Origin of the sequence: Micromonospora sp. NPDC057141 (assembly GCF_042670805.1) — a bacterium.
Classification (GTDB): domain Bacteria; phylum Actinomycetota; class Actinomycetes; order Mycobacteriales; family Micromonosporaceae; genus Micromonospora.
Genome location: NZ_JBHUVA010000054.1, coordinates 1 through 25986, shown reverse-complemented (window position 1 = coordinate 25986; position 25986 = coordinate 1). Strand labels below are relative to the sequence as shown.

The window sequence follows — 25986 nt, the reverse complement described above, 5'->3', positions numbered from 1 at the left end:
GATACGGGAGAACCATGTCCACGACCCGCCCCACGCCGCGCCGACGAGCGGTCACCCTGCTCGTCGCCGTGCTCGCGGCCCTCGGCGTCACGCTCGGCGTCGCCAGCCCCGCCCTGGCGATCACCCACTCCAGCGCCGCGTCCCAGCTGTCGGCCGCCGGCATCTCCTGGACCTCCAGCGGCAACTGCAGCGACCGCTACATCGCCACCTGCACCTCGTTCGACGGCATCCGGCAGGCCACCGTCGACGGGATCATCACGTTCAAGCGGGTCAGCGGTTGCGCGATCACCATCACCGCCGGCACCGAGGTCGGCCACGCCGACGGCCCCTACAGCCACTGGACCGGCTACAAGGTCGACATCGGCCTGACCACCTGCGTGCAGAACTACATCTCGGCGCACTTCGCCTACGTCGGCTACATCGCCGGCTTCGGCTACCAGTACCGCTCCGCCTCCGGAAACCTGTACACCAAGGAAGGCAGCCACTGGGACGTCCTGTACTACACCTGCGGCTGCTGACCCCGCACGCAGACAGCCGCCGCCCGGCACGACGTCCACCCGTCGGGCGGCGGCGGTCCGGCTACGTCGCCTGTGCCTCCGGGCCCGGGGCACCTCACCTGACGGCCGTCTCCGGGGCCGCCGCCGCGACCTCTTCGGCGGGCTGCTCGGTGGCCTCGCGGTCCCTGCTGGCCTCGCCGGCCTCGCCGAACTCGGCCGCGAGCCGGTCCGCGCCACCCTGCCGCTGCTTCACCGTCGGATACTCGGCGGTCTCCCCGCCACCCGCAGCGGCGGCCATCACCGCGGCGGCGGCCAGGTCGGCCACCCGCTTCGCCTCCCGCTGCACCCGGGCCCGCACGTCCTTGGCATGCCGCTCGGCCGAGTCGGAGGCGGTGCGCGCCTCCTCCAGCCGGTTCGCCTCCGCCGTGAGCTCCTGACGAACCTCGGCCAGGCGGTGCTGCAACTGGTTCACCTCGTGCTCCAGCGCGCCACCCTCCCGGCGGATCTGGGCGAGCTGCTGCTGGGCGGTGTCCAGCTCCGCGTGCAGCTGCGTCAACGCCTGCCGCTGGCTGCCGACCTCCTGCTGCACGGCGGTCAACTGCTCCTGGTGCACGGTCGCCTGCTCGTCGGCGCGCTTGCGCACCTCCGTCGAGTACTGCTGCGCCTCGGCGATCAGCGTGGCGATCTTCTCCTCGGCGGCGGTGAGCTGCCCGGCCACGTCCCGCTCGGCCGCCGCCCGGTGCTCGGCCAGCTCCTGCTCGGCCGCCGCCCGCCGCTCGTTGATCTCCCGCTCCACGTTGACCCGCCACTGGGCCAGCTCCTGCTGGCTCTGCGCGCGCGCCGCCTGCACCTCCTGCTGGATCTGCGTGCGGGCCGCCTTGGTCAGCGCCTCGGCCGCCGCCCGCGCCTGCTCCACCTGCTGCGCGGTCAGCTCGTTGATCCGCTTCGCCTCCTGCTGGGCCTGCTCGTGCGCGGCCTCGCCGTCGGTGCGCAGCTGCTCCACCAGCTCCTGGACGTCCGCGAGCTGCGCCTCCGCCGCCGAGCGCCGCTCCTCGTACGCCTTCTCCTGCTCGGCGCGCCGCGCCGACAGCTCCGCCTCCAGGTCGTGCAGCGCCTGGGCGGCGTGCTCCCGCGACTCCACCAGGATCCGTTCCGCCTCGGTCTGCAGCTCGCCGGCTCGCTGCGCGGCGGTCTCCGTGATGGCCCCGGCCTGTTTCTCGGCCAGGGCGAGGATCTGGTCGACCATCGGCCCCAGGTCCCGGAACGACGCCCGGTCCACCTGCGCCGGCCGCTGCCGCAGCTCGGAGACCTCCGTCTGGAGCGCCTGGAACTGGAGGGTCAGGTTGCGCAGCTGGTGCTGCGCCCGGTCCCGCTCGGCGGTCAGCGCCGAGGCGGTGGCGTCGACCTGCTCGACGTACCGGTCGACCTGCCGCTTGTCGTAGCCGCGCAGCGTCTGCTCGAAGCTCGGCCGCCCGTTCGGCTCGCTGCGTACCGCGAAGGTTTCCCCGCCGTGGGACATCCGGCATCCTCCGTAGAGTCGGACCTATCCGAGAGCCGGCGGTGCGGCCGCCGGGCGTGATGGGGCGCAACGTTACCGGCGTCGCCGTCCGCCGCACACCCCACCCCGCCCAGGCCCGGTGCCACCGGGCGCGCCGCGCCGGCCCTGGCCGGGACCCGACTGCCCCCGCCGGGTCCACCGCCGGTCCGGGGCCGCCACGCCCCCGCGCGTGAACCCGCCCGTTGTACGTGACACAGCGCGACCGCCCGGCCCGGCAGCACCACACCGCGACCCGTCCCCTTTGCTCTGCACCCACGGACGCAACGCTCCACGCAGCGCGACGGTCCGACGCGGTCCCCGACCGCCCCCGATCTCGCGTTCAAGCAGGTCGACGGCGGTGTTGCGGGTATGGGTGCAGAGCAAAGGAGAATTGGGATGTCCTGCGGTGTCGACGGAGCATGACGCAGAGTCACGCCGACCGGCACGGGGCGGCGCCGCCGCAGCCAGTCACGGAACGTCATCGGCTGCTGGCGTCACCCGTTCGCGGGGCGAAGCGAGGCGGGTACTCAGGTCATCCCACCGGCGACGCTGGAGCCGGGTCCGATGTCACACCGCAGGCGATGGGGTCGGTGGACGGTCGAGCCCCGGCAAGGACATGGTGGGGTCGAGTCGGCGAGCGTTCATCAGACTTGCTCCTTCGATATCCGAGGGGTTGTGGAGGGGCCACATCAGGTGGTGGGGATGTCCACGACCTCGACGTCGACGCCCTCGTTGCGCAGCGACCTCATGGCCCGGTAGAGCGCCACCATCGCCAAGACCGGTCCAAATAGAGCGCGCCGGTCCACGACTCGCAGTAGCTCACGGGCGGCTCCGGCGTGCTCCGATTGCCGATCGGGAAGTCGAGGATGACGAAGGTGCCTGCTTCGGCACCCCGATGCACTCTCGTGGTCAGCGGGAGTATTCGGACTGAGACGTTGGGCAACTCGTCGGCGGCCAGCAGATGGCGAAGCTGTTCGGCCATCGTCGAGGCATCGCCGACGGTGCGGAGCAGGGCCGCTTCGGTAATGATGACCTCGAACTTGGGAGCCCGGGGCAGCCGGCGTTCCAGGATGGTCTGCCGTTGCAGACGCACCTCGACCAAGCGGTCGCGCTCCTCGTCTGTACCTCGGCTCGGTGCTGGTATACGGCCAGCGCATAGTCGCGGGTCTGCAACAGACCTGGGATCAGGGTGCTTTCGTACTCGCGAAGCTGATGGGCGGCGGCCTCCAGCCCCACGTACATCTCGAACCAGTCGGGGACGGCGAGGCCGTACGAGTGCCACCAGCCCTTGGCCCTGGTCTCGGCCGCCAGGGCGGTCAGTGCCTTGGTCAGCTCGCGCGTCGCCCCGTACAGCTGGCACGTGCCCTGGACGTCGATGGGGCGGACGGACCGAGGCCGCTCTGAAACATCGGAATGGTGCCCTGGGAGTGATTCGGGAGGTGGGCGACCATTCGATCGGTCTGCGCTTCCGTCCCTACAAGACGCCTACGGCGAGAGCCATCACCGTGCAATTCCCACGCGGTGTCCGGCGGGGACGGTCCAGGCGGGATCTTGCCCCTGGCCTGCGCGGCATCGATGTGCAACGATAGCGCCTCGAAGCGACGAATTGCTGTTGTCGGCCGGCGGGCGCAATGCGCCGATCCGGTCGTTCATCGTGGGAAGGGGCGCCCGGCTCTTGTCGTCGATACTTCTTTTCATCGTCGGTGCCGCGCTGCTGATCTACAGCGCGGAAAAGCTGATCTCCTATCTCGTCGGTGCCGCGTCGGGCCTGCGCGTCTCCGTCTTTCTGCTCGCGATCGTCTTCACCGGAATAGAGTTCGACGACGTCGCCTTCGGGGTGGCGCTCAACGTCGAGGACCTCAGCGGCGTCGCGCTCGGCACCGTCTTCGGCACGGCGATCTCGATGATCGGGGTGGTGCTCGCCCTCGCCGCGATCATCTCGCCCACCCGGATAGCCGTCCCGGGTCCCTACCTCGCCCTGTTCGCCGCCGCGCCGCTGGTGATGATCCCCTTCCTCGTCTTCGGGCCCCTCACCCCGCTCTACGGCGGGCTGCTCCTGCTGCTGTTCGCGCTTTTCCTCGGCTACGTGGCCACCCGGGAGCTGCGGGAAGGCAGGCCGGCCACGAGCCGGGCACCTTTCGTCGTGACGATGCCGTTCGACAGGGCCCGCCCGCTTCCCGGCTGGGCCGCGATCGGGCTGGCCGTCGTCGCGCTGGTCGGCCTCGTCGCCGGCGCGGCCATGACCAGCATCGGCACGGAGGGCCTGCTGGAGGAGTTCCAGATCCCGGGGGCCCTGTTCGGTGCCACCATCGCCACCCTCGTCCTCACCCTCGAAGACGTGCTCCTGACCGTCGAGCCCACCCGCAGGGGTGCCGCCGACATCGGCATCGCGAACGTCATCGGCAGCGTCGTCTTCGGCGTGACCGGAAAGCTCGGCATCATCCTGCTCGCCGGCGGCAGCATCGTCGTCGACGACGAGGTGCTCTCCTGGCACCTCCCGGTGCTCGTCGGCATGACCGCCCTCGCTGCCTACTTCCTCCACACCCGCCGGCTGCGGCGCTGGCACGGATACGTGCTGCTCACCGCCTACGTCGTCTACTGGGTCGTCAGCTTCGCCGTCTTCGGCGAAGCGCCGGTCGAGGCCGACTGACCGGCGCTGTCGCGCCCACACCCGACAGAAGCGGCGCGGTAAATGTCGGGTGGTCGGGATTGGTGCCGCCGCACGATGGGGGCATGGACGACGCGACCCTGGTATCCCGGTTCCTTCGCGACGGCTTCGTGAAGCTGGCGGGCGCCGTCGCGCCGCACGTGGCCGCGGACTGCGCACGGCTGCTGTGGCGGGAGACGGGCTGCGACCCGGACGACCCCGCCACGTGGACGAAGCCCGTGCACTGGGTGCCCGGCATGGCGCAGGGGCCGTTCGCCGCCGCACCCAACTCCCCGTTCCTCCACCACGCGTACGACCTGCTCGTCGGCGCGGGACGCTGGGAGCCGCGCTACTCGCTGGGCACGTTTCCGTTGCGCTTCCCGCACCGGGAGGAGCCGAACGACGCGGGCTGGCACATCGAGGGCAGCTACCTGCCGGAGGGCGCGAACTGGTACTTCACGAATCTGCGCTCCCGGGGTCGGGCGCTGCTGATGCTGTTCCTGTTCAGCGAGGTCGGCGAGGAGGACGCCCCGACCCGGATCCGCGTTGGCTCACACCTCGACGTGCCGAAGGTGCTGGAGCCGCACGGAGAGGACGGGGCGAGCGGGCTGGACCTCGCGCCCGACCTGGTGGCGGCGTCCGACCACCGGCCACTCGCCCTGGCCACCGGGTCCCCGGGCGACGTGTTCCTGTGCCACCCGTTCCTGGTGCACGCGGCGCAACCCCACCATGGTACGCGGCCGCGCTTCATGGCCCAGCCGCCGCTGATGCCGGCCGAGCCGTACGAGTTGGAGCGGGCAGACGGGGCATACTCTCCTGTGGAGATCGCGATCCGCCGGGGCCTCGGGCAGGACACCCCCGGCCCTGACGTGCGAGGGAGCCGATGACGACGGTGTGGGCGCGGGTGAGTGGCCGCAATGCGCGATTCCAGCAGTGGGAGGCTCTGCTGCGCAATCGGACCAAGCGGCAGCGTCGCGGCGAGTTCCTCGTGCAGGGCGTGCGCCCGATCGCCATGGCCATCGAACACGGCTGGCAGATTCGGGAGCTGCTCTACGACACCGACGTTCCGCTGTCCGGCTGGGCCCGCGAGACCCTGGACACGGTCCGGGCCGAGAAGTTCGCCGTCTCCCGTGACCTGATGCACGAGTTGGGAGGCAAGGCGGACACGGTTCCGGAGTTGCTGGCCGTGGTCGCGCTGCCGGAGGACGACCTGTGCCGCATCCCGGCCTCGCCGACCATGCTCACCGTCGTGTTCGACCGGCCCACCAGCCCCGGCAACATCGGGACCCTCATCCGCTCCGCGGACGCCTTCGGCGCGTCCGGCGTCATCGTCACCGGCCACGCCGCCGACGTGTACGACCCGAAGGCGGTGCGGGCGAGCACCGGCTCGCTGTTCGCTCTACCCGTGGTCCGAGTGCCCGCACCCCAGGCCGTGCTGTCCTGGGGCGCCGACCTTCGCGCCAACGGCATCGGCATCGGCGTCGTGGGCGCCGACGAGCACGGCGCACTGGACGCCGCCGAGTACGACTTCACACAGCCCACGCTGCTCCTGATCGGCAACGAGACCGCCGGTCTCAGCGTCGGCTGGCGGGAGTCCTGCGACCAGCTCGTCCGGATCCCGATGTCCGGGGCCGCCAGCTCCCTGAACGCGGCGGCCGCCGCGACCGTCGTGCTCTACGAATCGGCACGCCAGCGGAGGGTTGTCGCCCGGCGGTAGCGCAGACGTCGCGCTACACGGCCGACGGCGCGCCGAGGAGCCGCTCGATGAGGCGGGTCTCGCCCGGCCAGGCGGCCAGCAGGACGTCCCGGGGCACCTGCCGGCCGGCGTAGCGCAGGGCGAGCGCCACCACGACGATGTCGTCGAGGGGGCCGATGACGGGCAGGAACTCGGGGATCAGGTCGACGGGGCTGGCCACCCAGAGCCCGGCGATCAGGACGGCGACCTTTGCCCGGCGGGGCACCCGGGGGTCGCGGCGCAGCCGCCGGACCATGGTGACGCAGTCCGGGACGAAGGCGGCAAGGTCGCGCAGCAGGCCGGGCGGGAGCCGGCGGGCCAGCAGGATCAGCAGCGCCCAGGAGGCGACCAGCAGCGCGACCGCGCCGGCCAGGGCAACGGCCCAGTCGCGCAGGGCCAGGTCGTGATCGAGTACGAGGTGCACGACTGGCTAACGTAGCCGTAGCCCTCGGGGACTCGGGGACTCGGGGACTCGGGGACTCGGGGACTCGGGGACTCGGGGACGTGGCCTATCGACGGCGGCTCTCCTGCGACCCCGGCCTTCGGCGGAAGACACCGGATGCCGGGCCGACCGATCTGCCGCCGGTCGGTCAGCCGTCGGGACCGATCGGCCGTGAGGGCCGCCCCGGTGCCGGGTTCGCACGACCCGACCGTCCACATCGGCCCGACTGACGGGTGCGAGCCGGACGTACCCCGGCGTGGGGGCCGCCCGGTGTCGGGCTGCCGCCTATGCTCGGGCCCGATGGATGGCAGTCAGGCGGATCCGGGGCGTGCTCGGGCCCTTCCACCGGCCGACCCGACGGGTGAGCCGGCCGCGGACCGCAGCCGCCGCGAACGGGCCCTCGCCCGGCGCGTCGGGCGGCTGCGAGACCACCATGCACGCGTCGAACAGGACCTGGTCGACCTGCGGCACGCCATGGACGCGCAGGCGGCGGAAGCCGAACGGCTGCGCCACGGCCTCGGGGTCGCACTGGACCGGGCCGCGGCCCTCGCAGCCCGCCTGCGGGAGTTCGGGGACGTCACGCCCGAGGAGTTCGCCGCCCGGGCCCGTCGACAGGAGCAGGGCCTGACGGCGCGCGAGGAGGAGATCAGCCGCCGGGCCGAGGAGGCCGAGCGGCTGGTGGCGGAGGCCCGGCGACAGGCGGCGGAGCTGCTGGCGAAGGCGAGAACGGACGCCGAGGCGCGCATCGAGCGTGACCGCCGCGACGCCCACCGGCACGTCGAGGCCGCCGCTGAGAAAATCGTCGCCCGAGCCGAGAACCGGGCCGAGGCCCTCCTCGCCGAGGCCGAGCTTCAGGTCCGCCGGCTGCGCGGCGAATCCCGTGTGACCATCGCCCTGCCCGAACGGCCGGCCTTCCGCAGTGTCCGGAACGGGTACGTCAAGGGGCAGGTCAACAACTTCATCGGCTGGGCGAAGAAGGCGGCGGCTGATCCGTTGTCCGCGCCCGCGCCGCCGAGTACGAGTTTCCGCAGCGGCGAGTCCGGCTACGAGCCCGCCAGCGTGGACGCCTACGTCCGTACCGTCCTCGGTCTGATCCGGCAGGATCCGCGCGAGGGGCGTCAAGCCGCTGGCGGGGCGCGGTGACGGGCGGATCGGCGGGCCGGCGTCGGGCGATCAGCATCGGGGTGCCGACCTTCGGTGCCGCGACCGGTGCGGATTCCCTCGCCCGCGCGCCGCTGCCCTTCGTCCGCGAACGGGTGCCCGCCGTCTCCGCCGCGCTACGGCGGTTCGGCTACACGGTCACCGAGTGTCTCGACGAGCCCCAGCTGTCCGGAGCCGGCCTGCCCGAACTGATCTGGCGGGAGGCCCGGGAGTGCGGACCGGACGGCCTGCTCGTCGTCCACCTCATCAGCCACGGGCTGCTCACCGACGACGGCGCGCTCTACGTCGTCGGCGCCGATGGCCGCCACCACCCCGAGGGCCAGGTGACCGAGTGGGTACGCCGCATCGGTCACTTCCCGGAGCTCCCGGCTGCCCTGTTCCTGCTCGACCTCTGCCATGCCGGTGCCGCAGCCCGCCAGCCCTGGCACCTGTCCACCACCGACGGGGCCGGGCGGGCCTGGGTCATCGCCGCGTCCGCCCCCCACCAGCAGGCGTTCCGGGGCCGCTACTCGGCAGCGGTGGCCAACGTGCTGAACATGCTCGCCGGTGCCGACGCGCACACCGACGCCGAGCAGCGGCACCTGCCGCTGGAACGAGTGGCCGCGGCGCTGCGCCGCGAGGTCCGGCGGCTGGTGGACCAGGACGGGGCGCTGCCGCAGGAGGTGACGGGCAGCCTGTGGGACATCGCGGCCGGCTCGCCCGATGTGCCGTTCTTCCCGAACCCCGGGTTTCTCGGCGGAGGACGCCGGGCGGTGCGAGCCCGCGTCGACGTCGCCGTGGCCCCATTCCTCGACGATGTCGACGAAGCCCTCGACCCGGTGCACTTCATGGAGGTCGCCAGCGGCATGAAGGGCCACCGCGGGCCGGGCTGCTTCAGCGGTCGCAGCCGGGAGCTGCGGGCACTCACCGCCTGGTGCGACGGCCACGGCGAACCGTGGCTGCGGGTCGTCACCGGCGGGCCGGGCGCCGGCAAGTCGGCCGTCATCGGGGTGATCGTGTGCGCCGCCCACCACGTGCTGAACGAGCCGACCCGGCGGATCTGGGACACCGCCGACTGGGCCCCGAGGGTGAACCACCACCTGGCGGCCGTGCACGCCCGTCAGCGGGGCGTCGCCGAGATCGTCGCCTCCCTGGCCGGCCAGTTGGCGTTGCCGCCGCTGGACGGACGGTCCTGGAGCGTGCCGGAGCTCGTCGCCAGGATCGGTGAACTCGCCATCCCGCCGGTGATCGTGCTCGACGCCCTCGACGAGGCTGAGCAGCACCGGCAGGTGATGTCGAGGCTACTGCTGCCCTTGGCCGACGCGCGGCGGCCGGACGGGAGACCCGTGTGCCGGCTGCTCGTCGGAATGCGTCCCTGGCCGGAGTTCGCACCGCTGCGCGAACTGGCCGAGGGCGCGGGAGGCCTGATCGACCTCGACGCCGCCGACCGGTGGCAGTTGGAGCGCGACATCGAAAGGTACGTCGACACGCTGTTGCGCTACCACCCGCCCTACGACCGGGTGGAATACGCGGGGGCGCGGGCCAGCTTCGCCCACGCGCTCGCCGCCAACCTGGTCCACGACCGGCCCGACGACGACGAGCACCGGTGGGGCGAGTTCCTGGTGGCCGGCCTCTACACTTACCACTTCGTCGCAGCGTACGAGCCCGTCGTCGACAACGCCCGGGCCCGCGAGCTGGCCGCCGCCGTGCCCCGGACGCTGCCTGGCCTGCTGGAGCTGGACCTGTCGACTCGGACCCAGGCGTGGCTGCGACCGGTGCTGACGGTGCTCGCCCACGCCCGCGGTGACGGCATGCCCGCCGCGGTCATCGGCGACGCCGCAGCGGCGTTCGCCGCCGAAGCGGACCCCGCGGCTGACGCTTCGTCCCCGCTGTCGCATCGCCAGCGGATCACCGGAGCCCTCGATGCCGGCCGCTTCTACCTGCGGGTGAGCGCCGACGTCGACGGCACGACTCTCTACCGCCTCTTCCACCAGGGGCTGTCCGACCATCTCCGCCGCGGCGACGGCACCCCACAGGCAGTCGGTCTGGCCGAGGCCATGCTGGCACCCCTGGCCAGTATGGAGGGCACCGGCCGGCGCTGGGATCTCGCGGAGCCGTACCTGCGTCGACACGCCGTCACCCACTGCGCCGAGAGCGGCCGGCTGGACCTGCTGGCCGACGACGCGGAGTTCCTGGTGCACGGCGAGCCGCACGCGGTGGCCGAGCTGCTCGCCGCGCGGCAGGTCTCGTGGCTGACCCCGGACGACATCGCCCGGCTCCGGCGCCCGACCCGGTCGCGCCGGTACGCCCTCGCGGTCGCGGCGCTGCTCGGCGGCGCGCCCGATGCCGCCAGCGCTCTCTGCCGGCCACCCGGCCAGCCTCCGCTGGACTGGGTCCCCGCCTGGGCCGCCCCCACCAAGGGCGAGGAAACCGTGGGCCTGCCAGCGGCGGATGTCCTGGTCGACGCCCCGGCCGCGGCGACCGCCGTGGTCAGATGGCGCGGGCAACGGTACGTCTGCGTGGCGACGACGGACGAGGAACTGTCGGTGTGGGCAGCCCCCGACCTCACACCCCTCTGGTCCGCCCGGCTGGACGGCAGCCCCCGGTCCCTATACCACCAGGGGCGTCTGCTCATCGTCGAGGACGACTCCGGACAGGCGTTCGGCTGGGAGATCGCGACCGGGCGGCCGGCGGTGGTCGACGGCCCTGCCGCCCCGTCACCGGCCGGTGACGGAAGTCGGGTGCCCCCGCCGGCCCTGCCCGACGGCGTGGGCCCGACCGCGCAGGTGGCCACCGAGTCGGGGCCGGTGCTGCTCGTCGCCGATCCCCGCGGCGGTGTCCGGCTGCTGCGGCACGACGGCGGGCAGTGGATCCCCGCCGGTTGGCAGCCGACGCGCCATCCGGTCACCGCCCTCGCCGGCGTCGCGGCCGGCCCCCGGCTGACCATCGCCCGGGTCGACGGTGGCGAGGTCGTGGTCACGTCGCGGAACCTGCGCAAGGAGCACCGGCGCGACGGCCCCGAGGAACTGCTCGGCCGGTTGCCCGGCGACCTCGGAGCGGCCAGCCACACGCGCCTGACCTGCGCGTTGGCCGGTCGTGACCTGTTCGTGCTGGCCGAGGGGGAGCGGGTGCGGGCATGGTGGCTGCGGCCCGACGGCCCCGCCACTGCACCGCTGGCGGCACCCGCCGCCGACGGTCACCTCGCCTCGTCCGTCGCCATCGCCGATCGCCTCGTGGCCACCGGAACCCTCGACGGTCGCGTGCTGGTGCGCGACGCCGCCACCGGCGCGCTGGTCGGTGCCTGCCGCCCGCACCGGCAGCCCGTCACCGCACTGACCTTCGCGCCGCAGGGCCTGCTCGTGTCGGCCTCGATGGCGGGGGACCTCGTCGTCACCGATCGGGCGACCGGTCGCCCGACGTACCGCGGCGCCACCGGGCACGACGGCCCGGTCGGCTCGGTGGCCCTCACCCGCCTCGGGGACCGCCCGATGGCGCTCACCGAGGCCGCCGACGGCACCCGGGTGACGGATCTGCGCAGCCGACACGTCTCGCCCCTGGCCACACCCGGGCCTCCGCACGTCGACGGCCTCGGGACGGCCGCGCGCCTCACGCTGCCCGACGGCGGGCGGGCCACCGTCGGCTGGCGGGACACCACGGTCTTCGTCTCCGATGCGCGATCCGAGCGGTTGCTCGCAGACATCGACGTGGGTTCGCCGGTCGACGAGGTGACCGTGGCCGGGCCGGATCTCTTCGTCCGCTGTACCGGGCGGGTCGTGTTGCTGGCGGCCACCCGCCGGTAGCACGACCTACGCGTATGGGGCTACCGCCGCCGCCACCAGTCCGCACGACAGGTACCCGCGCATGGTGTGGAAGTCCACCGCACCGATGTGGGCTTCTGCGTGCAGATCCACGTCGAACCGGCCGCCGAGCCGCGTCGGCGTCGCCACCAGATCGCCGGGGTCGGCGATGTTCACCCACCGGCCTACGCTCGGCGGCCGGTGTCCCCGCCCGTCGCGCGGCGGTGGGTCGATGGCCTCGAACACCGCGCCGGGCAGCCCGAGCGGCGATCCGAGCGTCACGAACAGATCCACCGTGGTATCGGTCGCCTCGTGCAACGCCTCGTACGCCACGACCGAGCCGAGTGAGTGCGCGACCAGCACCCTGGGCCGGTGCACCCGTACCGCCTCGATCACCGCCGCTCGGGCGCTGGCTCGTGCGGCGGGCCGGGTCAGGTAGGTGTAGACCTCCCGCAGGAACGCGGTCATGACCCGGGCCAACACCTGCTGCGGGCGTCCTTCGCGTCGCGCGAGCCAGCTCAGACCCTGCCGCAGCGGCACCGTGAGCACCCCCTGCCCGGCTTCCTGCGGCACGCCGAGCTCCCGCATCCACGCCCATGCCATGTCCTGCTCGTACGGGGTCAGCACGCTCAGGTCGTCGATGCCGCCCTGGGCGTCGTCGGCCAGGACGTGCGCGTAGTAGGTGCCGACCACGGCCGGTGCCGGATCGCCGAGCCCCGCGTCGCGGTAGCCGACGGCCAGCGCCGCCGTCCACTGTTCGCCGAGCCGGGCCGCCGCCTGCGCGGGCTGAAGCCCCGGCTGCGTGTTCCAGATGCCGTGCACGCCAAGAACCGGCTGGTCCGACGTCATCCCTCTCCACCCTTCCTCCGCCTGCTTTCGCGGCCCCGTAGCACGGCCTCGACTTGTCTGACGTATGTGTCCACCTGCGCCTGGTCGTAGCCGCGGACGGAGGTGCGGAACACTGCCGGTCGCCACGTCCTGGCACCCGAGGAACTCTGGTCGCAGCGCTTGGCCCACTGGACGTAGCCGTCGACTTCACTTCGGTCGTATCCCCTGAGGACGATGACGAAGTGGGGGACATCGGGCATGATCGGCCACCCGGCGGGATCCCGTCGCACCGGCACGTCCGGGTCGTCGGTGGCTGCGTCGCGCTTCCACGGTGCCGGGCGCAGCAGATCCAGGGCCCGCACGAAGACCGGTGGCTCCTGGTCGGTCGATCCGGTGGGGACCGGCAGCGGGGGACCGGCAGACGCGGGCGGCTGTGCGAGGCGCGGCTCTGGCCGGTCGGCGCTCCCCGGGTGCCCGTCGTCGCCGCCCTGGGTGGCCCTGTGCGCGGGGCCGGGGGCGATGCTGCCGCCCTGCCGGCGGGTGACGACGGGCCCCCGGTCCGCTTTCTCCCGCGCCTCGGCCAGGATTTCCTCGGCCTCCGTGGCTGCCTCGGCCAGGATCTCCCCGGCCTCCGTGGCCGCCTCGGCCAGGATCTTCTCGGCCTCACGCCGGGCGGTGCGCACCAGCTCCCAGGCCTGTTCGTGGGCCTCCGTCCGGGCCTGCTCGGGATCGGCGAGTTGGAGCAGTTCCCTGGCCAGGGTCGCCGCCTCGGCCAACATCCGGGAGCACTGTCGGTCGACCTGGTCAATCATCGACCGCCGGGTGGCCGCGTTCCTCTCGTCGGCTGCCGCCGCCTGCTCGGCCAGCTCCGCCCGCGTGGCGCGCCGCAACAGCTCGGCCTCCTCCTGGACCGCGCCGAGCAGCCGTACTCTGCGTTGGCGCGCCTGCTCTGTCTGCTGCTCGGCGTCGGCGATCAGCAGACGGGCCCGTTCGTCGGCGTCGGCGAGCCGGGCGGCGGCCTCCCGGTCGAGCTCGGCCGCCTGCTGTCGTAGCCGCTCGGGCGTCAGGTCGCCGAAAGCCGCCAGTCGGGCGCCGAGGAGTTCGACTGCCTCCGTCAGTCGATCCACCTCGGCGCGCAGCCGCCCGTTGTCGTCGGTGCGGTCGCGCAGCTCATGGTCGAGTTCGATGATCCGCTGCTCGGCCTGGCGGTAGCTCGCAGTGAGACGGTCCAGCCGGCGGGTGAGCGCCTGAACCCGGCGCCGGTTGGGCGGCGGGCCGGAATCGGCGGCTTCCTCTCCCGCCGGAGCGGGAGTCGATGCCCGGTCCACTTGAGCCTTCCGATCGGCGGTGCGCCGACGACCCGCCACCGGACGGGTGGCGGCGCGGCGGCCTCGACAGTAGACGCGATCAACGCGGCCGACCGTCGCCCCAGCTGTCCGATCGGCGACACCGACCCCGCGGGCCACCGCCGCCAGCGCCGTGTGCCGCCCTCCGCCTGATCCTTCGGCCGTACCACCTGCCGTTTTACCCGCTCATGGTCCACTGTGCACCTGACGCCGATAAGGGCTCCGCATAGGGCAAGATCCGAGAACCGGGGTGCTGGCCGACGGTGTGAGATTCATGGATCTCTCATACCGGAAGGCGGAGTCATCATGAGTAACGACACCGTGCTCATACTTTTCCCCATCGCCGTCGGCATCGTCATGCTCGGGCTCGGCCTCACGCTGACCCTCGACGACTTCCGCCGGGTGGTGCGATACCCCAAGGCGATGGTCGTCTGCCTGGTCTCCCAGATGCTGATCCTGCCGGCGATCTGCCTGGGCCTGGTCGTCGCGTTCGACCTGCGACCCGAGCTGGCGGTCGGCATGATGCTGCTCGCCGCCTCGCCGGGCGGCAGCACGGCCAGCCTCTACAGCCACCTGTTCAAGGGTGACCTGGCGCTCAACATCTCGCTGACCGCCGTCAACTCGGTGCTCGCGCTGTTCACCCTGCCGATCATCGTGAACCTGTCGGTGGCGGGCTTCCTCGGCTCGGACAGCTCGATCGGCCTCCAGTTCGACAAGGTGATCCAGGTGTTCGCCCTGGTGCTGATCCCGATCGCGATCGGCATGGCGATCCGCGCGAGGTTCACCAGCGCCGCCGCGCGTATGGAACGCGCCGTCAAGGTCCTGTCGGTGGTGGTGCTGATCCTGATGATCTCCAGCGTCATCGCCGGCCTCGGCGAGGAGGTGTTCGACATCCTCGGCGAGATCATCCTCGCGGTGGTGGCGTTCAACCTGATCAGCATGGCCCTCGGCTACTTCGGCCCCCGGCTGCTGCGCGTCGGCGAGCGGGAGTCGATCGCCTCGGCGTTCGAGATCGGCCTGCACAACGCCAGCCTGGCCATCACCATCGGGATGAGCCCGACGCTGCTCGACAACTCCACGATGGCGATGCCGTCGGTGACGTACGGCTTCGTCATGTTCTTCACCGCAGCCGTCTTCGGCGTCATCGTCTCCCGTCGCGTGCGCACGGGAACCGCCACCGGCGACTTCTCGGCGGCCCCGACCCGGGTGTGATCGCCGTGCCCGCGCCGGATCCGGTTCCCGGTCGGGTCCGGCGCGGCCACGGTCGCGCTCCTTGCCGTGGGCGGGGTGGTGGCGCGGGTCGGCTGCGTTGACGGGCGGCTGACGACTACCGTACCGTCGCAGTGACATCCCTCGATGGATTGCGGCCGATCTTGCACTTGCGGCCCCGGCAAATGGTGCCAACCACCCGTTCGGGGGGCCCAAACTGCAAGATCGGCGAGAGCGGTGGGTGGGTGCGTGGGTGGTCACCAACCTCGGCGACCCGTTGACGTCCTGGCGGCTCACCTGGACGTACGCCTCCGGCCAGCAGGTGACGCAGGCGTGGAACGCCACGGTGGCCCAGAGTGGCGCTCAGGTGACCGCGACGAACGTCGCGTACAACGGCGCGATCGGCACGGGTGGCACCGCCGGCTTCGGCTTCACCGGCTCGTGGAGCGGCGCGAACCCGGTGCCCACCAACTTCGCGGTCAACGGGGTGACCTGCAACGGCCCGACGCCCCCGACGACCACCACCCCGCCCCCGACCACCCCGCCGCGATCGACATCGGCAAGTACTGGATCCCCAACAACCAGTGGGGCGCCGGGACAGGCTCGGGTAGCCAGTGCATCTGGACCAGCTGGCAGTTCAGCGTCACGCAGAACGGCACCGTCAACCAGAACGTCGCCTACGACTGCTGGCTGCACCCGATGGCCAGCCCGGGCTCCGCCGACCAGCCCACCGACGAGCTGATGATCTGGCTGTACCGCTCCAACGCGTCCCCGGCGGGCAGCCGCCAGGGCACCGTCACCATCGGTGGCACCACCTGGGAGATCTGGCGCGGCTACGTCGGCACCTGGAACGTCTACTCGTACGTGCGGACCAGCAACACCACCAACGCGAACCTCAACATCCGCGACTTCACCAACGACCTGGTCGCCCGGGGCTGGATGAGCAGCTCGAAGTATCTGACCAGTGTCCAGGCGGGGCCGGAGATCTTCACCGGCAACGGTCAGGTCACCACCAGCTCCTACTCGGTCACCATCAACTGAGGCGTGCGGCCGATCGGGCGCGGCCGTCCGGTCGGCCGACCCGGTCAGTGCGGCGACGGCGCGTCCAGAGGCGCCGTGCAGGCCGGCGGGAGGTGGAACCAGCGCAGCGCCTCGACGCCGGGCGGCAGGCCGGTCGGGCCCTCGTCGAGGCGGTCGTCCCGGCCGGCGAGGATCCGGCGCGCTTCGTGCAGGTATCCGGCGAGGGCCTCCTCGCCGACCCGCTCCCGCCGGCCGGTGGGCAGCGCGTCGCCGACCAGCAGAGGGCCCAGGTCGGCCAGGCGCAGCGGCCGCCCCGGGCCGCGGTGGTGACGCCACAGGCCGCTGCGCGCGTCGAACCGGTAGTCGGCCAGCAGCCGGTGCCCGTGGCGGGCGATCAGGTCGACCGCGTCGACGAGGTAGTCGGCGACCACGTCGGAGACGAAGTAGTTGAAGGTGAGCCGTGCCCAGCCGGGCTTGATCCCCTCGCAGCCGAGGGCGATCTCCTCCCGGAACGCGCGGGAGCGCCCCTCGTCGATCGCCAGCAGGCGGTGCCCGTAGGGCCCCGCGCAGGAACATCCCCCGCGTGCCTGGATGCCGAACAGGTCGTTGAGCAGCGCGACGACGAAGTTGTGGTGCAGGTGGCGGTCGCCGTGGCGGATCTGCACAGACACGATGGGCAGCCGGTGGGCCCGGGTGCTCCCGAGGACCTCGATCCCCGGGTTCGCCGACCAGCGGCGCAGCGCCCGCGACCACAGCCGCTCCTCGTGGGCCCGGATGACGTCGGTGCCGACGGCCTGCTTGAGGGCGAACACCAGCCCCGCCCGGATCGACTCGACGATCGCCGGCGTGCCGCCCTCCTCCCGGGCGACGGGGTCGTCGAGGTAGCGGTGACCGACCGGGTCCACGAACGCCACCGTGCCGCCACCCGGGGTCGTCGGCACCCGGTTGCGGGCCAGGTCCCGGCGCACCACCAGGACACCGGGCGTCTGCGGGCCGCCGACGAACTTGTGCGGGGACAGGAAGACCGCGTCCTTGCCGTCGGCGGCCCCCGGCGTCGACTCGCCCATCCGGATCGGCACGTACGGGCCGGCGGCGGCGTAGTCCCAGCACGACAACGCGCCGTGGGCGTGCAGCAGGGCGGCGATCGCGTCGACGTCGGAGAGGATGCCCGTCACGTTGGAGGCCGCGGAGAAGCTGCCGACCCGCAGCGGCCGACCCGCGTGCCGGGCCAGCTGCGCGGCCAGCTCGGCCCGGTCGATGTGCCCGTCGGCGTCCGCGCCGATGACGACCACGTCGGCGTACGTCTCGCGCCACGGCAGCTCGTTGGAGTGGTGCTCGTAGGGGCCCACGAACACCACCGGCCGCTGCCCGGGCGGGATGCGGTCGAGCAGGCCGTGGCGGCGGGCCGGCCCGTCCGGCAGCCGCAGTTCGAGCATCCCGATCAGCTTGTCGACCGCCGCCGTGGCCCCCGAACCGCAGAAGACGACGATGTGGTCGTCGGTCCCGCCGACGGCGTCGTGGACGATCTGCCGGGCGTCCTCGCGCAGCCGCCCCGTCGCCAGGCCGGTGGCGGAACTCTCGGTGTGGGTGTTGGCGTAGCGGGGCAGCACCCAGTCCCGGACGGCGTCCTCGACGAAGTCCAGGGCCCGGCCCGAGGCGGTGTAGTCGGCGTAGGTGATCCGGCGCGGCCCGTAGGGGCCGTCCAGCACCTCACCCTCGCCGATGATCCCGTCCCGGATCCGGGCCAACAGCCGGTCTGCCGTGCCCGACGTGCCGCCCATGGCGCACCGCCTCCCCGTGGCGCGTCGGCGTCGGGGCAGGTCGGCGGGCGTCGATGTCCCGGGCGCCGACCCCCAGTGTGCCCGAACCGACCAAGGGGCGGTACGGCGGCCGGCCATCCGCGCGACTGGTGCCGGGCGAGTTCCGGTGCGACGATCTCGACCGTCCCTGCGGCCGACACGAGGAGAACGCGATGGTCAGCGGTGCCGAGCTGGACGACTGCCGGCGGGTCGCCGAGGAGGCGGCGCGGCTCGGCGGACGGGAGCTGCTGCGGCGCTTCGGCGACCACGGGCGGGTCGACCACAAGACGTCCGCCACCGACCTGGTGAGCGAGGCGGACCGGGCCAGCGAGGCGCGCATCGTGGAGTTGCTGCGCGCCCGCCGGCCCGCCGACGGCATCGTCGCCGAGGAGGGCAGCAGCCACGCCGGCCGCTCCGGGCTGCGCTGGGTGCTGGACCCCCTCGACGGCACGGTGAACTACGTCTCCGGGATGCCGTTCTGGTGCGTGAGCGTGGCCTGCGAGGAGGAGACGCCGGACGGCTGGCGGCCGGTGGTCGGGGTGGTTCTCGACCCGGTGCACGGCGAGCTGTTCCACGCCGTCCGGGGTCGGGGCGCGTTCCTCGGCGAAGCCCCGCTGGCCCGGCCCGCCGGCCCCGCTCTCGACGAGGTCGTCCTCGCCACCGGGTACGCGTACGACGTGGCCCACCGCAGGGTGCAGGCGGCCGTGGTCACCGACCTGGCCGGCGACGTGCGCGGGGTGCGGATGCTCGGCTCCACCGCGCTGGCCCTGGCCTGGATCGCGGCGGGCCGGTGCGACGCGTACGTCGAGGATCGCGCCTTCCGGTGGGACTGGGCGGCGGGTCTGGTGATCGCCGTCGAGGCCGGCGCGGCCGTCGAGGTGAGCGGCAGCCGGGTGCTCGCCGCCCCGCCGGAGCTGATCGACGGGTTGCGTCCCCGGGTCGCCGCGCTGGGCTGACGCCGCCGCCGCGGAGCCGGCCCCGGGGTGCCCGGGTGGTGCGACGGGCCGCCCGGCGAGGGGGTGCGCCGGGCGGCCCGCCACGTGCGGGAAAGCTCAGAGGATCCGCGCGGAAGGGCGGGAAGAACCGCGCGGGAGGGCTCAGACGAACAGGGTGTTCGGGCCCAGGCCGCAGACGACCCGCCCGTACAGCTCGGTGTTGGTGTCGGGGTTGATCAGCCCGTGCAGGCTCATCGCGTTGACGTCCCGGACGATCCGCTGGATCGGCACGTCGCGGTAGATGGAGGTGCCGCCGCTGGCGGAGGCGAAGATGTCCACCGCCTCCTTGGCCAGCCGGGTCGCCCAGCCGTGGTCGGCGCGCACCCGGGCCCGCTCTTCGAGGGTCCACTCGGCGCCGGTGGCCGCCTTGCTGTCGACCAGGTCGGCGGCGTGGTACGCGTGGAACTCGGCCTGCTCGATCTTCATGAGCGCGGTGCCGACCTTCAGGTGGGTGACCGGGGCCTCGCTCTGGTTCTCGTACTCCGTGTAGGTGATCTTCCGGCCGGGCAGCCGGTCGAAGAACTCGTCGCGGGCGGACTTGGCCACGCCGACGGCCACGCCCACGCCGGACGCCGCCGCGTTCAGCGCGGCCGGGGTGCGCCAGATGGGGGAGTCGGCGTTGCCCTGCGACAGGCCCTGCGGAATCATCGCCGCGCTCATCGGGATGATGTGGCTGCTCGGGACGAACAGGTCCCGGACCACGGTGGTGACGCTGCCGGTGGCGGTCAGGCCGGTGGTGTACCAGTCGTCGACGATCTCCAGGCTGCCGATCGGCACCAGCGCCATGATCGGCTCCGGCTCGGCGTCCGGGCGCACCACGACCACCGCGATCTCCTGCCACTGCGCGTGGTGGGCCCCGCTGATGAAGTGCCAGCTGCCGTTGACGACGACGCCCCCGTCGGTGGGCACGGCCGTGCCGCCGACGCTGTTGGTGCCGCACACCCGGGCGTTGGGGACGGCGAACACCTCGTTCTGGGCCTCGTCGGGGAACAGCCCGGCGAGCCAGGTGGGGATCCACAGCACCGAGGTGACCCAGGCGGTGCTGGCGTCGCCCCGCCCCAGCTCGGTGGCGACCGCCACGAGCGTGCGGGTGTCCACCTCGTACCCGCCGTAGCGGCGGGGCGTGCGGAGCTTGAACAGCCCCGCCTCCTCGATCGCGGCTACCGTCTCGTCGTGGAGCCGGCGATTCTCCTCCTGCCACGCCGCGTGCTTGCGGATCAGCGGGACGAGACCCGCCGCCCGCTGGACCAGCTCCTCGCGGGTGGGTGCTTCGGTGGTCGTGGGCACGTGTCCTCCTCAACGGGGCGACCGGATCGGCCGGGGTCGTGTCGGTCAGGCGCTCTCGACGCTGTCACACTCCGCGTGCCGTAACCTCTTCCGGATTGCCCGCCGTCCCTTCCGGACTGTCACCAGGTGTCCTATTCGGACGGTAGTCCGGCCCCGTTGCAGGAAGGCCGGCGGGAAGGGCAAGAGCAGAGAAGTCGGTGGATCGGGCCCATGCCAGGCTCGCAGGTGTCGCCCGGCCTCCCCCCGGCCCGGCGGCGACAGCTGAGGGAGGAACGATGAGTTTTCCGCAGATCGTCTCGCGTGAGGAATGGACCACGGCCAGGGAGAAGCTCCTGGAGGAGGAGAAGGCCCTGACCCGCGCCCGCGACCAGCTCAGCGCCGCCCGCCGGGCCATGCCCGTGGTGCCGGTGGAGAAGGAGTACGTGTTCGACTCGCCTGCCGGCCGGGTGACGCTGCTCGACCTGTTCCAGGGCCGCCGCCAGCTCATCGTGCGGCACTTCATGTTCGCCCCCGAGGCGAAGGAGGGCTGCGTCGGCTGCTCGATGCAGGCCGACAACGTCGGGAACCTGTCGCACATGCACGCGCGGGACACCTCGTTCGTGATGATCGCCCGCGCCCCGATCGAGAAGATCGAGCAGTTCAAGGCCCGGATGGGCTGGAGCCACATCCCGTGGGTCTCGTCGTTCGGCAGCGACTTCAACTACGACTTCAACGTCTCGATGGAGAAGGGTGAGCTGCCGGCGGTCAGCTCGTTCATCCGCGAAGGCGAGAGGATCTTCCACGCCAGCTCGGTGTTCGACCGGGGCGGCGAGGTGTTCATCAACACCTACAACTACCTCGACGTCACCCCGCTGGGCCGGCAGGAGGAGGGGCTGGCGCACCCGTGGGACTGGTGGCGGCACCACGACCGCTACGACTCCGACGAGGCCGCCGACCCGGGCGAGAACTGGTGGACCGGGGTCAACAAGTTCCGGGTGCGCCACGAGGGCGCGGCCGCGCAGCCGGTGGAGGCCGGGACGCAGTGACGTCGGCGCGGTGGGGCGCGGTCGCGCCCCACCCGTCGGGGCGGCCGGTTCCCGGCCGGGCGGCGCAGGCCGTCCCCAGGGAGCCGGCCGCCGCCGTGTGTGTGGGCGGCTGGGTGCGGGGTTCTGGGCGGGCGGGTTCCGTGCGCTGAGGCGGGTGGCTCAGGGGACGGTGACGCTGTGCCGGGGGGTGGGCACGGCAACCGGGGCCGGGGCGCGGCGGGGGATGCCGCCGAGCATCCGCAGCGCCGCGGCCGACGGCGAGCCGGCCTCGACGGTGAACGTCACCAGCATCAGCTCGGGGGTCTCCTCCAGCCGCAGCGTGTGCTGGTTGACCGTCAGCGCCCCCACCACCGGGTGGGCCATGTCGTAGGTCATCGTCTCGCAGGTGCTGACGGGGTGCTCGGCCCACATCCCGGCGAACTCCGGGCTGCGCGACAGCAGCTCCTCGACCAGCCCGACGACCCGGCGGTCGCCCCGGTAGCGACCCACGGCCATCCGCAGGTAGGCCACCACCGAGCGGGCCTTGCCCGGCCAGTCGGCATACAGCTCGCGCATCCGGGGGTCGAGGAAGACCGAGCTGCCCATGTTGGGCGCCTCGTCGAGGTGCCAGGCGAGCAGCGCGTGGCCCAGCGGGTTCCAGGCGTGCACGTCGGTCGCGACGCCGAGCACCATCGCCGGCACGTCGGGCATCATCGCGAGCATCTGGTGCAGGGCCGGCGGCGTGATGTCGCCCCGGGCGGCCCGGTCGGTCGCCGCCCGGCCGGGGCGGGCCAGCACGAACAGGTGGGCCCGCTCGTCGCCGTCGAGCTGCAACGCCCGGGCGACCGCGTCGAGCACCTCGTCGGACACATTGTGCGCCTGGCCCTGCTCCAGCCGGGTGTAGTAGGAGACGCTGACCCCGGCGAGCTGGGCCAGCTCCTCGCGGCGCAGCCCGGAGACCCGCCGGCGCTCGCCGTAGCGGGTCAGGCCGGCGTCCTGCGGGCGGATGACGCCGCGTCGCGATCGGAGGAACTCGCCCAGCGGATTCATGCGACTCAGTATGACCGACGAGGATGACACTGTCAGTGGTACCCACCGTAGGAGTACCAACGGTTTCCGGCCGGGCGGGCGGATTCCGCCGGACCCGGCCGGAGCCGGACGAGTGTCCTGATCGGACGGTCAGGCCGTCTCGGTCAGGAAGCGCAGGATGTGGGCGTTGGTGATCTCCGGCTGCTCGGTGAGCGGGACGTGCCGCGAGTCGGGGACCAGGGCGCCGGCCGACCCCTTCGGCAGGGCCTCGACGATCCGGGCGAGCTTCTCCTCGTCCATCGCGAAGGCGACGTCCTGCACGCCGAAGATGTTCAGCGTCGGCTGGGTCGGCAGGGCACCCCACAGCGCCCCCTGCTCGGCCGCCCACTCCGGGGTGCCGAACGTCGCCGGCGGGAAGTTGGTCCGGTACATGCCCAGGGCGGCGTGCAGGTTCTCCGGCTTGCCGAGGGCGGCCCGGATAGCGGCCAGGTCCTGCGTGACGTCGTAGCCGTCGCGCGAGTACTTGTGCAGCATGAACTCGAGGAAGGCCAGGTCGTTGGCGGCGACCAGCTCGTCGGCGGCGGCCATCTGGAAGAACCAGAAGTGGGCCTGCACGTTGATGCCCCGGGGGTCGAGGAGATACTCGCCGAAGAACTGGAACGGCGGCACGTCGCAGGCGACCAGCCGTGACCACCGCTGCGGCTCCTGCGCCACGGCGGCCCACGCGACGGCGGCCCCGAAGTCGTGCCCGATCAGCACCGCCCGCTCGTCGCCGCCGAGCACCTCGTGCAGGGCGTTGACGTCGGCCACCATGTCGCGGATGTGCTCGCGGCCCGGCGGCGGGACGGAGCTGGGGGCGAAGCCGCGGGTCCACGGGGTCACGACCCGGTAGCCGGCGTCGACCAGCACCGGCACCAGGTGCCGGAACGAGTCGGGGGTGAACGGGAACCCGTGCACCAGCAGGGCCAGGGGGCCCTCGCCCAGTTCACGGTATGCGATGTCGACACCGTTGACGGTGACCTGTGATTGACGCATGGATGCCTCCTCGGCGGGCATGGATTGCACCAAGACTGGCCGAGCCGACCACCCCCCGCTTCTTCCTGCGTGCTGCCTCGTTGTAATGCGCGGACCTGGGAGGGGATGGTGGAGTATGCACTGGTCATCTATCACGACGAAGCCGGCGAGCTGAGCCCGGCGGAGATTGACGAGCACCCCCGGCACCGGGCCTGGCTCGACGAGGTGCGCCGCCGCGGGGCGTTCGCGGGCGGGCAGCGCCTGCGCCCCGGCCGCGCCGGCCGCACCGTGCGCTCCCGGGCCGGGGCCACCCTCGTCTCCGACGGGCCGTTCATCGAGGCCCGGGAGCAGGTGGGCGGGTTCGTCCTGCTGCGCTGCGCGGACCTCGACGAGGCGACGGAGCTCGCCGCCCTGCACCCGTTCGCCGCGCTGGGCGCCATCGAGGTGAGGCCGGTCTGGACCCGGTGACCTTCACGGTCGACGCCGCCGTGGCCGGGGCGTTCCGCCGGGAATACGCCCAGCTCGTCGGCGTCCTGGTCGCCCTCACCAGGGACCGTGCCCTGGCCGAGGACTGCGCGCAGGACGCGTTCGCCGCCGCGCTGGAGCGCTGGCGCGGCGAGGGCGTACCGCGCCGGCCCGGGGCCTGGCTGACGACCGTGGCGCGCAATCGGGCCGTCGACCGGCTGCGGCACGAAAGGATGGCCGCCGCCCGGCTGCGCGAGGCCGCGGCCATCCTTTCGGCGTACGACGACGCCCCGCCGGTGCCGCCGGTGATCCGTGACGCCCAGCTCCGGCTGATCTTCACCTGCTGCCATCCCGCGTTGTCGCTGACGTCGCAGGTCGCGCTGACCCTGCGTACCGTCGTGGGGCTCGGCCCGGCGGAGATCGCCCGCGCCCTGCTGGTCGCGCCGGGCACCCTCGCCCAGCGGCTGGTGCGAGCCCGGCGCGGCGTCCGCGAGGCCGGCCTGCGCGGCGAGCTGCCGCCGGCCGCCGAGCTGCCCGGCCGGGCCGTGGCGGTGCGCGCGGTGCTGTATGTGCTGTTCACCGAGGGGTACGCCGCGACGACCGGCGCGGACCTGCTGCGGCGCGGGCTGTGCGCGGAGGCCGTGCGGCTGGGCCACCTGCTGGCCCAGTTGCTGCCCGACGACCCGGAGACCCTCGGGCTGCTCGCGCTGTTGCTGCTGCACGACGCCCGGCGCGACGCCCGCACCGACGCCCACGGCGACCTGGTGCCGCTGGAGCGGCAGGACCGCCGGCGATGGGACCGGGGCCGGGCCGCCGAGGGGATGGCGCTGCTGGAGCGGGCGCTGCGCCACGGGCGGCCGGGCCCCTACCAGGTGCAGGCGGCGATCGCGGCCTGCCACGCGAGCGCCCCCGACGCCGCGCGCACCGACTGGGCCCAGATCGCCGGGCTCTACGCCGAGCTGGCCGAGCTGACGCCGTCGGCCGTGGTGCGGCTCAACCGGGCGGTGGCGGTCGGGATGGCGCACGGGCCGCAGCGGGGCCTGGAGCTGTTGGCGCAGGTGGAGCGCTCGGGCGAGCTGGCCGGCCATCACCTCGTCCCGGCCGTCCGCGCCGACCTGCTGCGCCGGCTGGACCGGCGCGCCGAGGCGGCCGGGGCGTACCGGCGGGCGCTGGAGCTCGTCGGCAACGACGTCGAGCGCCGGTACCTGCGGGACCGGCTGGCGGAGGTCACCGGCAGCTCTGCGGATCAAGCCCGATAAATCGGCGGTAAATGTATATTTCCCCGTGGGTCGCCCGTCGGTCTGACGAACCCGGTCCGGCGTCGCCGGACCCGCCCATGACGAGGGGATCAGACATGCTGCTGGAGAACAGGACGGCGATCGTCTACGGCGCCGCGGGCGCGCTGGGCAGCGCGGTGTCGCGCGCGTACGCCCGGGAGGGCGCCACGGTCTACCTGGCCGGCCACCACCTCGACCGGGTCGAGATGCTCGCCAAGGAGATCGCCGCCGACGGCGGCCGGGCGTACGCCCACCAGGTCGACGCGCTCGACCAGGAGTCGGTCGACGCCCACGCGGCGCTGGTCGCCGAGCGGGCCGGGAGCATCGACGTGTCGTTCAACGCCGTCGGCCTGGACCACGTGCAGGGCGTCCCGCTGCGCGAGCTGGGCCTGGACGACTTCCTGCTGCCGATGAACACCTTCGTGCGCACCCAGTTCCTCACCACGGCGGCGGCGGCGCGGCGGATGGTGGAGCAGCGCAGCGGGGTCGTCGTCGTGCTGTCGACGTCCGCCGCGCGGGCGCCCATGCCCTCGGGTGGCTTCGGCGTGGCCTGCGCCGGCATCGAGTCGCTCGCCCGGGAGTTGGCCGGCGAGGTGGGCCCGTTCGGGGTGCGGGTGGTCTGCCTGCGTCCCGACGCGATCCCGGAGAGCGTGCAGCACGGCTCGTACGTCCGCGAGACGTGGCGGCGTGCGGCCGAGGCGAACGGGGCGACGCTCGAGGACATGCTCGCCGCCAAGCCGGGCCTGCCGAACCCGCTGCTGGGCCGGGCGGTGACCCTGGCGGACGTGGCCGGCACCGCCGTGTACCTCGCCTCGGACCTGTCCAGCGGCCTCACCGGCTCGATCACCACCGTCGGGTGTGGAGTGCTCGTCGACTGATCGAGGGGCACCGGCCGCCCGGGGAACGCACCCGGGCGGG

Annotated in this window: 21 protein-coding genes and 2 pseudogenes; 14 read left to right on the top strand and 9 right to left on the bottom strand. The window is 73.0% G+C overall.

The genetic code is table 11. The features are described from left to right. The first annotated feature begins 14 nt into the window (after positions 1 to 14). Positions 15 to 518 carry a hypothetical protein gene (locus tag ACFT41_RS22985; protein ID WP_377589883.1) on the top strand — a complete coding sequence of 168 codons (504 nt, stop codon included), beginning with the start codon at positions 15 to 17 and terminating at the stop codon, positions 516 to 518. 94 nt (positions 519 to 612) lie between these two features. Here the strand turns inward: ACFT41_RS22985 and ACFT41_RS22980 are convergent, their stop codons facing one another. Both ACFT41_RS22980 and ACFT41_RS22975 read right to left on the bottom strand, forming a co-directional pair. Then, complete coding sequence (locus ACFT41_RS22980) at positions 613 to 2016, bottom strand: hypothetical protein (RefSeq protein ID WP_377589882.1); 1404 nt, start codon at positions 2014 to 2016, stop codon at positions 613 to 615. A gap of 763 nt (positions 2017 to 2779) precedes the next feature. After that, positions 2780 to 3276: pseudogene (locus tag ACFT41_RS22975) on the bottom strand (DUF5753 domain-containing protein). A 433-nt stretch (positions 3277 to 3709) separates the two neighbouring features. Between ACFT41_RS22975 and ACFT41_RS22970 the strand changes: the two are divergent. The 3 genes from ACFT41_RS22970 (at position 3710) to ACFT41_RS22960 (ending at position 6398) form a co-directional block, all read left to right on the top strand. Next, entirely contained in the window at positions 3710 to 4684 is a 975-nt protein-coding gene (locus tag ACFT41_RS22970; RefSeq protein WP_377589881.1) for a sodium:calcium antiporter, read from the top strand. Between the two features lie 83 nt (positions 4685 to 4767). Then, entirely contained in the window at positions 4768 to 5568 is an 801-nt protein-coding gene (locus ACFT41_RS22965) for a phytanoyl-CoA dioxygenase family protein (protein ID WP_377589880.1), read from the top strand. After that, positions 5565 to 6398 (top strand): TrmH family RNA methyltransferase, encoded by an 834-nt coding sequence (locus tag ACFT41_RS22960; protein ID WP_377589879.1) that lies wholly within the window; start codon positions 5565 to 5567, stop codon positions 6396 to 6398. Before ACFT41_RS22965 ends, ACFT41_RS22960 begins: the two co-directional genes overlap by 4 nt. Before the next feature lie 13 nt (positions 6399 to 6411). Here the strand turns inward: ACFT41_RS22960 and ACFT41_RS22955 are convergent, their stop codons facing one another. Then, entirely contained in the window at positions 6412 to 6810 is a 399-nt protein-coding gene (locus ACFT41_RS22955; protein WP_377589886.1) for a YkvA family protein, read from the bottom strand. 348 nt (positions 6811 to 7158) lie between these two features. On the opposite strand from ACFT41_RS22955, the gene ACFT41_RS22950 reads away from it, so the two are divergent. After that, positions 7159 to 8001 carry a hypothetical protein gene (locus tag ACFT41_RS22950; protein ID WP_377613972.1) on the top strand — a complete coding sequence of 281 codons (843 nt, stop codon included), beginning with the start codon at positions 7159 to 7161 and terminating at the stop codon, positions 7999 to 8001. Beyond that, entirely contained in the window at positions 7998 to 11798 is a 3801-nt protein-coding gene (locus tag ACFT41_RS22945) for a hypothetical protein (protein ID WP_377589050.1), read from the top strand. The genes ACFT41_RS22950 and ACFT41_RS22945 overlap by 4 nt, the downstream gene beginning before the upstream one ends. A 6-nt stretch (positions 11799 to 11804) precedes the next feature. On the opposite strand, the gene ACFT41_RS22940 is transcribed toward ACFT41_RS22945, so the two are convergent. Continuing rightward, positions 11805 to 12644, bottom strand: coding sequence for a hypothetical protein (locus ACFT41_RS22940; protein ID WP_377589052.1), 840 nt, complete (start codon positions 12642 to 12644; stop codon positions 11805 to 11807). Continuing rightward, positions 12641 to 13951: a DivIVA domain-containing protein gene (locus ACFT41_RS22935; RefSeq protein ID WP_377589053.1), complete on the bottom strand. Its 1311-nt coding sequence runs from the start codon at positions 13949 to 13951 to the stop codon at positions 12641 to 12643. The genes ACFT41_RS22940 and ACFT41_RS22935 overlap by 4 nt, the downstream gene beginning before the upstream one ends. 324 nt (positions 13952 to 14275) lie before the next feature. Here ACFT41_RS22935 and ACFT41_RS22930 point away from each other — a divergent pair, with 324 nt between their 5' ends. From ACFT41_RS22930 to ACFT41_RS22920, 3 genes and pseudogenes are all read left to right on the top strand, one after another. After that, on the top strand, positions 14276 to 15181 hold the full coding sequence (locus ACFT41_RS22930; RefSeq protein WP_377589054.1) for a bile acid:sodium symporter family protein: 906 nt from the start codon (positions 14276 to 14278) through the stop codon (positions 15179 to 15181). 238 nt (positions 15182 to 15419) lie between these two features. Further along, a pseudogene (locus ACFT41_RS22925) lies at positions 15420 to 15614 on the top strand (cellulose binding domain-containing protein); the annotation flags it as partial. A gap of 5 nt (positions 15615 to 15619) precedes the next feature. Then, positions 15620 to 16219 (top strand): hypothetical protein, encoded by a 600-nt coding sequence (locus ACFT41_RS22920; RefSeq protein ID WP_377589055.1) that lies wholly within the window; start codon positions 15620 to 15622, stop codon positions 16217 to 16219. A 44-nt stretch (positions 16220 to 16263) separates the two neighbouring features. On the opposite strand, the gene ACFT41_RS22915 is transcribed toward ACFT41_RS22920, so the two are convergent. Then, entirely contained in the window at positions 16264 to 17979 is a 1716-nt protein-coding gene (locus ACFT41_RS22915; protein WP_377589056.1) for an aminotransferase class V-fold PLP-dependent enzyme, read from the bottom strand. 191 nt (positions 17980 to 18170) lie between these two features. Between ACFT41_RS22915 and ACFT41_RS22910 the strand changes: the two genes are divergently transcribed. After that, entirely contained in the window at positions 18171 to 18953 is a 783-nt protein-coding gene (locus ACFT41_RS22910) for an inositol monophosphatase family protein (protein WP_377589058.1), read from the top strand. A 141-nt stretch (positions 18954 to 19094) separates the two neighbouring features. Here the strand turns inward: ACFT41_RS22910 and ACFT41_RS22905 are convergent, their stop codons facing one another. Beyond that, positions 19095 to 20279: an acyl-CoA dehydrogenase family protein gene (locus ACFT41_RS22905; protein WP_377589059.1), complete on the bottom strand. Its 1185-nt coding sequence runs from the start codon at positions 20277 to 20279 to the stop codon at positions 19095 to 19097. A gap of 275 nt (positions 20280 to 20554) precedes the next feature. Between ACFT41_RS22905 and ACFT41_RS22900 the strand changes: the two genes are divergently transcribed. Then, positions 20555 to 21304 (top strand): DUF899 domain-containing protein, encoded by a 750-nt coding sequence (locus tag ACFT41_RS22900; RefSeq protein WP_377589060.1) that lies wholly within the window; start codon positions 20555 to 20557, stop codon positions 21302 to 21304. A 159-nt stretch (positions 21305 to 21463) separates the two neighbouring features. Here the strand turns inward: ACFT41_RS22900 and ACFT41_RS22895 are convergent, their stop codons facing one another. Together ACFT41_RS22895 and ACFT41_RS22890 are read right to left on the bottom strand one after the other, a co-directional pair. Next, complete coding sequence (locus tag ACFT41_RS22895; RefSeq protein WP_377589062.1) at positions 21464 to 22333, bottom strand: helix-turn-helix transcriptional regulator; 870 nt, start codon at positions 22331 to 22333, stop codon at positions 21464 to 21466. Positions 22334 to 22462: 129 nt separating this feature from the next. Beyond that, a complete protein-coding gene (locus ACFT41_RS22890) occupies positions 22463 to 23347 on the bottom strand; it encodes an alpha/beta fold hydrolase (RefSeq protein WP_377589064.1) in 885 nt (294 codons plus the stop codon). A gap of 108 nt (positions 23348 to 23455) precedes the next feature. Here ACFT41_RS22890 and ACFT41_RS22885 point away from each other — a divergent pair, with 108 nt between their 5' ends. The 3 genes from ACFT41_RS22885 to ACFT41_RS22875 all read left to right on the top strand — a co-directional run bounded on the left by ACFT41_RS22885 (position 23456) and on the right by ACFT41_RS22875 (position 25946). Next, positions 23456 to 23794 (top strand): YciI family protein, encoded by a 339-nt coding sequence (locus ACFT41_RS22885; RefSeq protein WP_377589065.1) that lies wholly within the window; start codon positions 23456 to 23458, stop codon positions 23792 to 23794. Then, positions 23791 to 25050, top strand: coding sequence for an RNA polymerase sigma factor (locus ACFT41_RS22880; RefSeq protein ID WP_377589066.1), 1260 nt, complete (start codon positions 23791 to 23793; stop codon positions 25048 to 25050). The genes ACFT41_RS22885 and ACFT41_RS22880 overlap by 4 nt, the downstream gene beginning before the upstream one ends. Positions 25051 to 25145: 95 nt before the next feature. Beyond that, positions 25146 to 25946 carry an SDR family NAD(P)-dependent oxidoreductase gene (locus ACFT41_RS22875; RefSeq protein ID WP_377589068.1) on the top strand — a complete coding sequence of 267 codons (801 nt, stop codon included), beginning with the start codon at positions 25146 to 25148 and terminating at the stop codon, positions 25944 to 25946. Positions 25947 to 25986 lie beyond the last annotated feature (40 nt).